This is a genomic window from Nocardia sp. NPDC058497 (assembly GCF_042720195.1).
In the GTDB taxonomy this organism is placed as follows: domain Bacteria; phylum Actinomycetota; class Actinomycetes; order Mycobacteriales; family Mycobacteriaceae; genus Nocardia.
This window is the reverse complement of sequence record NZ_JBHXMY010000643.1, coordinates 1-3,227: the sequence shown is the minus strand read 5'-3', so window position 1 is coordinate 3,227 and position 3,227 is coordinate 1. Positions and strand designations below refer to the sequence as shown.

Here is a 3,227-nt window from a genome sequence, read left to right as displayed (position 1 = left end):
AGACCTCGCCAGCGACAGAAGTGTATAAGAGACACGCACCGATGTGCGCGCACTGACCACCAACCCGCGACGGGCGGCGCTCCCTGCCGGGGTGGAGGTGGTCGAAGGCTATCTGCGTCGACCGGAGACTCTGCCCGCGGCGTTCGACGGCGTGGAGCGGATGTACCTGGCGCCGACCCCGGACAATGTCACCGAGGTGCTGGCGCTGGCCCGCGCGGCAGGCGTACGGCACGTGGTCGACCTGTCCGGCGAGCCCGAGAGCTGGTGGGGCACCGTCTGCACCGCGGTCGAGGACAGCGGCTTGGCGTGGACCCATCTCTGGCCCGCCGACTTCATGGAGAACACCCTGACCTGGTCGCGGCAGATCCGCGAGACCGGCACCGTCAGCGAGCCCTACCCCGACACCGCGACCGCCCCCATCGCCATGGACGACATCGCCGCCGTCGCCGCCACCGCCCTGCTCTCCGACACCCACCACGGCCGCGCCTACCCGCTCGCAGGTCCGGAAGTCCTCACCCGCACCGACTTGGTCCGCCACCTCGCCGGCGCCCTCGACCGCGACATCACCTTCCGCCAGTCCTCCCGCGAAGAAACCATCGCCGCCCTCACCCCCACCATGGGCGACAACACCACCTGGTACGTCGACAACGTCCTGACCGACTACACCCCCGACCCCGCCACCCTCCCCCTCACCAGTGTCGGAGACATCACCGGCCGCCCGGCGACCACCTTCGCCCGCTGGGCAGCCGACAACGCCAGCCGGTTTCTCGCCGAATGACCGTCCGAATCATCGGGTCCAGGGCGAACGCCGGCGCGATGGCGTAGCGATATCTCGTTGCCTGAGCACAGACCGGTCGATCACGATCGAAGAATGGACACCGAACAGCCGCCGGCGCTGGGACCGGGAATCGTGCCGCCCGACCGGGTGGTGGTCGGCGATCTCGTGATTCGCCGGTGGCAGCCCGCGGATCTGGCAGCCAAGTTCGCGGCGGTCACCGCCTCGTTCGAGCAGTTGCATCATTGGATGGACTGGGCGGCGCAACCACCGGTCCTCGACGAGATGCGGGCGGCACACGAGACGGTGACGACGCACTGGCCCACACCGGACGGCGGCTTCAACTACGGCATCTTCGACCGCGAAGGGACCGTGCTGGGCGTGGTCGGGCTCCACGATCGGGTCGGTCCTGAAACCTTGGAGATCGGCTACTGGTGTCATGTCGATCATGTCGGCCGCGGCGTGATCACCCGGGCGGCCGGGGCGCTGACCACGATCGCGCTGGCCCTCCCCGGCATCACTCGCATCGAAATCCATTGCGACGCAGCCAATATCCGCAGCGCCGCGGTCCCCCGCCGACTCGGCTACCGGCTCGAGCGCATCGCCCCGCGGCCGCGGAAGACGCCGGGCGATTCGGGCCACGGAATGTGGTGGGTCAAGGAGAACTTCGGGCAGGTCAGCCCACGTCGCGGCGCAGCCAGGTGACTTCGGCGCCGACGCAATCGGTTCCCTGCCGGTAGGTCTCGAGATCCTCGTCCCACGGCGTCCCCAGCGCCCGGTCGATCTCCGCGGACAGGTCGAACGCTCCGTGACCGCCGAGTTCCCTGGCGGCTTGCAGTAGGGCACGTAATCGCATCTCGCCCAGCATCACATCGCCGTTGGCGCCGGTGGATCCGTGCCAGAGACCGAGCGCGGGGACGAAGCTGTAGCGTTCGCCGTCGACGCCTTCGCTGGGATCCTCGGTGACCTCGAAGCGCAGAACCGGCCAGGCGCGCAATGATTGGGCAATCCGTGATGCGGTGCCGACGGGACCGATCCAATCGCTGCTGGCGCGCAGTTGTCCCTCGGCCGGTTGCGCGGTCCAGCGCAATTTCGCGGGGGACGCGAGCGCGGTGGACAGTGCCCATTCGACGTGCGGGCACAACGCGGCGGGCGATGAGTGGATGTAGACCACACCCGCCGTCGCATCAGCGAACTGACTCGATGCGCGCACTACCAACACCTCCAGCCTCGACAAGGAGCGTCTTCCCCAACGACCCGTCGCGGACTGGCGTGGCCCGAGTGTACTGAAGTGTTCGGTGTTGCGGGTGTTACTTCACAGCGTGTTGTGTGTCTCTGCGATCACGGAATCGCTGAATTTCGGCCACGCCGCTCGAGCCCAGTCGCCGAAATTCTCGTCGCTCAGCGCGATCGTCGCCACCCCTATTTCGGGGTCGACCCAGAGGAACGTGCCGGACTGCCCGAAGTGGCCGTAGGTCCGTCCGGAATTGCCGGAACCCGTCCAATGCGGGGATTTCCCGTCGCGGATTTCGAATCCCAATCCCCAGTCGTTGGGTCGCTGGGAACCGAATCCGGGCAGGATCCCATCGCGGCCGGGGAATTGCACCGAGGTCGCGTCGTCGAGGGTTTGCCGAGATATCAATTTGGGTGTCAGCAACTCGGTGGCGAACCGGACGAGGTCGTCCACCGAGGCTTTGGCCGCGTGTCCGGCGGGGCCGTCGAGGACCGCGCCGCGCATGCCGAGCGGTTCGAACACCGCCTCGTGCAGATACCGCGCGAATTCGATGCCGGTGCTCGCGGTGAGGAAATCCGCGAGCAGTTCGAAGCCCGCGCTGGAATAGATGCGGCGGGCGCCGGGCGCGGCGATGACATCGGGAGTGGCGAAGGCGACACCGGAGGTGTGGGCGAGCAGATGACGCACGGTCGATCCGGGCGGACCGGCGGGCTGGTCCAGTTCGACCGCGCCCTCCTCGATCGCGACCAGCGTGGCGTAGGCGACCAGCGGTTTGGTGACCGAGGCGAGCCGGAAGACCCGCTCGGTGTCGCCGGTGGTCGACACACCGCCCGCGGTGACGACCGCGGCGGCGGCGTGGGCGACCGGCCAGTGCTGTACCTGCTCGAACGAACGCATATCGGCAGCGTACGAGACGCCGCTACGATCGAGTCACCATGAGTCCCGCACCATCGATCCACGGCGAGGTGGCGGCCGGTTTCGGCCCCGTCGCCGACGCCCTCCGTCGCAACTTCACCGACCACGGCGAGATCGGCGCCGCCGTCGCCGTCTACGCAGGTGAGGAGCCCTTGGTCGACCTGTGGGCCGGGCACCGCGATCGGCGGCGCGAGGTGCCGTGGGAGCGCGACACCATCGTGCCGGTGTTCTCCTCGTCCAAGGGGATGTCGGCGTTCACGATCGCCACGGCCGTCTCGCGTGGGGGGGGCCACAACCAGACAC

The 3,227-nt window shown here is 68.4% G+C and carries 5 protein-coding genes; 3 read left to right on the top strand and 2 right to left on the bottom strand.

The window, feature by feature from the left end; all coding sequences use genetic code 11:
* Window positions 1-43: 43 nt before the first annotated feature.
* Both ACFWPJ_RS28755 and ACFWPJ_RS28750 read left to right on the top strand, forming a co-directional pair.
* The gene (locus ACFWPJ_RS28755; protein WP_378856029.1) at window positions 44-778 is read left to right on the top strand and encodes a hydroxylase; all 735 of its coding nucleotides are present in this window, start codon (window positions 44-46) and stop codon (window positions 776-778) included.
* Between the two features lie 93 nt (window positions 779-871).
* Window positions 872-1,480: a GNAT family N-acetyltransferase gene (locus tag ACFWPJ_RS28750; RefSeq protein WP_378856027.1), complete on the top strand. Its 609-nt coding sequence runs from the start codon at window positions 872-874 to the stop codon at window positions 1,478-1,480.
* On the opposite strand, the gene ACFWPJ_RS28745 is transcribed toward ACFWPJ_RS28750, so the two are convergent.
* Window positions 1,452-1,988, bottom strand: coding sequence for a DUF3145 domain-containing protein (locus ACFWPJ_RS28745; protein ID WP_378856025.1), 537 nt, complete (start codon window positions 1,986-1,988; stop codon window positions 1,452-1,454). The two genes, ACFWPJ_RS28750 and ACFWPJ_RS28745, sit on opposite strands and share 29 nt — an antisense overlap.
* A 102-nt stretch (window positions 1,989-2,090) precedes the next feature.
* The gene (locus ACFWPJ_RS28740; RefSeq protein WP_378856023.1) at window positions 2,091-2,906 is read right to left on the bottom strand and encodes a serine hydrolase domain-containing protein; all 816 of its coding nucleotides are present in this window, start codon (window positions 2,904-2,906) and stop codon (window positions 2,091-2,093) included.
* Between the two features lie 38 nt (window positions 2,907-2,944).
* Between ACFWPJ_RS28740 and ACFWPJ_RS28735 the strand changes: the two genes are divergently transcribed.
* Window positions 2,945-3,227, top strand: a 283-nt coding sequence (locus ACFWPJ_RS28735) for a serine hydrolase (protein WP_378856021.1), incomplete at its 3' end; no start/stop codon positions are given.

Coding starts and splice junctions, on each gene's coding strand:
- ACFWPJ_RS28740 (WP_378856023.1), bottom strand. CDS start 2,906: ATGCGTTCGTTCGAGCAGGTACAGCACTGGCCGGTCGCCCACGCCGCC.
- ACFWPJ_RS28750 (WP_378856027.1), top strand. CDS start 872: ATGGACACCGAACAGCCGCCGGCGCTGGGACCGGGAATCGTGCCGCCC.